The 3,776-nt window shown below is 58.7% G+C and carries 3 protein-coding genes; all 3 read right to left on the bottom strand.

Annotated elements, in window-relative coordinates; all coding sequences use genetic code 11:
* Nucleotides 1-215: 215 nt before the first annotated feature.
* Nucleotides 216-1,838 (bottom strand): GGDEF domain-containing protein, encoded by a 1,623-nt coding sequence (locus tag ACOMD9_RS20975; protein ID WP_421417958.1) that lies wholly within the window; start codon nt 1,836-1,838, stop codon nt 216-218.
* 291 nt (nt 1,839-2,129) lie between these two features.
* Nucleotides 2,130-2,678 (bottom strand): lecithin retinol acyltransferase family protein, encoded by a 549-nt coding sequence (locus ACOMD9_RS20970; RefSeq protein WP_421417956.1) that lies wholly within the window; start codon nt 2,676-2,678, stop codon nt 2,130-2,132.
* A gap of 106 nt (nt 2,679-2,784) precedes the next feature.
* Nucleotides 2,785-3,195 (bottom strand): hypothetical protein, encoded by a 411-nt coding sequence (locus tag ACOMD9_RS20965; RefSeq protein WP_421417955.1) that lies wholly within the window; start codon nt 3,193-3,195, stop codon nt 2,785-2,787.
* Nucleotides 3,196-3,776: the final 581 nt, after the last annotated feature.

Here is a 3,776-nt window from a genome sequence, read left to right as displayed (position 1 = left end):
GAGGGAATGCACCGGGCCCTGGGGATGCCCCAGCGGACCCGCCGCTCACCAGCGAGGCTTCAGCAGGCGGATCATGACCGCTTGCGTTGACTCCGCCGAGATCCTGGGCAACCGTGCCACCAGCAGGTAGCCGCCACGACGAGAACGATCCCGTGTGTTCTCGTTGAAACAGCCGGGCGAAACGGCCTACCACCCCCTTGTTATTGAGGCACTATTCATGGCTTCTCGACATCGCCGTTGCCGTCTGCGGTGAGAACGACTCGGTCCCTGCCGCCATGCTTGGCCGCATACATGGCCCGGTCGGCCCGGGCCATGAGCTCATCGGCCGAGTCGCCCGGCCCGAGTTCGGCGATACCGGCAGAACAGGTCTGCCCATGCGGCATGCATTGCCGCAAGCGCTCCACCACCCGGCGTGCCTCCCCCGGCCCGGTATCTGGCAGCACCACCACGAACTCCTCACCGCCGGCGCGGGCCAGCAGGTCAGTCTCACGCAGGACGGGACGCCATGCGCCCACCAGCTCCTCCAGCAGCATATCCCCCGCCGCATGACCGAAAGTGTCGTTGAAGCGCTTGAAGTGATCCAGGTCCATGAAGGCCAGCGTCATCGGCGAGCCCAGGCGCCGGGCACGGGAAATCTCACGCGCCATCGCCTCGTCCAGATACCGGCGGTTGGCGGCTCCGGTCAGGGGGTCCGTACGCGTGAGCTTTTCCAGCTCCTCGGCCTGGCGGTGGGTTTGCCGCATCAACCCGGCCATGCGGTGCATGACGAGCAGGAACAGCAGTATGGAGCCGATGGCAGCGATTCTCACCACCGCGACATCAACGCCAGCGGTCAGGAGGATCACGGCAGGGGCCAGCAGGGAGGCGGAGCCAAGGACCACAAGGCGTCGCCCTGACATTTCAACGTGGGAGACATCGGACCGCAGTTCGACCGAGGCCGACGGGTGCCATATCGCGGCGACAATCAACGCGTAGGCCACCAGCCACAGGGCATCGGTCATCCCGCCGGGGGCGTACCAGCCCACGGTATTGCCATGGGCATAGAGCATGTCGGCAACCAGATAGGCCAGCATGCCCGAGAGCAGGAATAGATGGGCCGTGACCCTGGCGCGGTGCAGGAAAATCAGCCGAAGGATCAGCGGCAACAGGATAAGGTCGGCAACCGGATAAGCCGTCGAGACCAGCAGCTGCACAGTGGAGAGGTCGGGATCGTTCACGTACGGCGCGATCAGCAATGCCCAGCCCGGGACGGCCGCCGCGACACCGACGATCAGGGCATCACTCAGGGCGCCATCGTCCCGGCCGGCTCGTTGGCCGAGTTTCCAGAGCGAGACCATGAATAGCGGATAGATGGCGAGATAGAAGGCGTCGGCGAGCGAAGGAAAGGGTTCCAGGCCGTGCAGGTCCAGCCAGTACCAAATGGCATGACCGCTCGCGGCCAGCCCCAGGGCGCAGGCGATCAGGAGCCACGCGGGCGGGCAGACCAACTGCGATCGGGTCTTGACCGCGAGGGCAACGGCGAATGCCGCAAGTGCGGTGATGGCCACATAGACCGCGCTGGCCAGGAGTCCGTACGGGAGCACCACATACAGGAGCGCCGACAACAACCCGCCCACGAGCAACCAGCGCCAGGCGCCTTGTTCGACAGACGCATCGGTCGGGATCGCCGAGCAATCGGGGGCGGGTTCAGAGTAGCCGTTTGAGGGGTTAATCACTGTCCAGGATCCAGATGGTTGGGTCGGCCCCAGCCTTTCGGGTAGCACCGGCCGAATCTGCGGCGCCGCTTTTTGGCGTTTGCATGGTCGGTTCTTCTTGTGGGAATGCCTTCGGCGCATCATGCCGAGGCGTCCGCATCATAGCAAACGGAGTGGCGGATCTGCGCACAGGGTTAAAGCGGCGGCCTCGAGCTCGGGAAGCAGATGCTCAATGGTTGCCGTGGGCTCAGGAAGACTCTCGGGCCACTCATCCTGGCCGAAGCAGGCCTAGGCGGCCATGGCCAGCGGCCAGACACCGAAATGATTCGCGCCGGGGAAGTGATCCATGAAGCGATAATCGTCCATCGTCTCCAGCGGCAGACCCAGCGAATCCTGAGACAGAGACGCAGTTGCCACCGGATCTTCGGATATATTTCACACATCGACTATGCCACTAATACTAATTTCTCGACTTCTTTGCATTCCAAGTCTATTAAATGCACTACCAATCATTCTTGGGATGTTTGCTGCCATAGCAGCAGTTGGAATATCAAATAATTCTGATTCGCTGCCAAATGCTTGCCCCGAGAATGCTTCACCCGTACGACACCATAAGGCAAAATGTTCACAATTTGAGTCCAAAACATCGTATCCTGCCATACCGACACATGACTTAGCTCTTTGATAAGACTCTTCAAGCGTTATGTTTTCTATTGCTGAACTTGAAAAAGACATCACCTCAACAAAACCCCCATTAAATATTCCAGCACCTTCGATAAACTTATCCAGCGATTCCTTTCGTATCCTTCCCCCTGAGAAATGAATAACTTTTTTATTTCCGGCATATATTCCATAATGATCGAATCCAATAATGCCCAACCTCGTCAATTCAATTCTTAACACTGACCCTCTTGATAACTTAGGATGATCAACTTCCTCGCACGCCTTTTCCCAAGATTCAACGATCATATCCCAGAGCCCCATGAAGCACCTCCTTTATTGCTAACGTTTAAGTTCAGGGGCCGGCGGAGGGCGCAGCTCGGAGCGAACCGGCAAGCGCAGCTTGCCGGCGGTCCCTTGGAACTAATGGTTAGCGCGGCCAGAACGATACATAGGCACACCAGTTGTCGTTGAATGCGGGCCACACAAGCAAGGCGCCAAGAGTTGATATCCCCAGGAGAAAGGGGAAATAGGAGAGTAACTTCTTGAAGAAATGGTCGCGAAATATCTCGCTCTCAAGTGCCTTCGCTTCGGGAGAGCGCTGCCGACGCAACCGCCGGACGAAATGGGGAAAACACTCTCGGCCTTCCCAGTATCCCCATGCCAACAGCAGGGAAGACAAGACTGCACAGAAGTGCTTGTGATCACCTGTTCCGAGGCAAGCAAGAAACAACAGGAACGCAGATATGCCCCAAGTATTTAAAAATAGCCACCAATCTGCGAATTGGCGATCAAGAAGTTCAGCTTTTCCTACTCGAGGCGGATTATTGGTGATTTCCATAGCGCTGGTATTAGACTTCCTGCTCGTTTATTGACTTGAACGCGCCGGCGCGTTTATTCAGCTTTTGCGGCACGCAAAACATTTCTAGCCCGTTGAGCAATAACAATATTAAAAGTAAGCCACATATGAATTCTTCGCGCGCCTTCTGCATTATCCGGTTTCAATCATCCTTTCGCATCTTTCAGCGGGATTTGGGCACGCTACCGCCCCTATCGGGCATGGTCGGGCGGAGCCGCTTCCATGCGATAGTCTGTGATGAACTGTCTCCGCATCAACAGCCTAAGCAAATCCTGAAATAACTGCAAAGCATCGCCATAGACCCAGCGCAAGGTCGATACGGGCAGGCGGGAATCGCGTGATGATGGGGGCGGTCAGGGGGCCCTTGGCCACTACACTACGCCAGGAGTTGAGACGGCAAGGAGCTGAGCATGGGGCACGGGAGGAGACTGCTGCTGGGCTGCCTGCCCATTACGGCCGCGGCGTTGGGCGCGCCGGCGCTGGTCACCGCGGAGGAAGGCGAGACCGCCGAGGCGCTGCCCCACCTGCTGCAGGGGCTGCTCGAAGTGCTGCGGCGCGCCGGC

Origin of the sequence: Halomonas terrestris, from assembly GCF_049166755.1 — a bacterium.
Taxonomy (GTDB): Bacteria; Pseudomonadota; Gammaproteobacteria; order Pseudomonadales; family Halomonadaceae; genus Halomonas.
The sequence above is the reverse complement of the archived record's forward strand: the minus strand, read 5'-3'. Positions and strand labels throughout refer to the sequence as shown.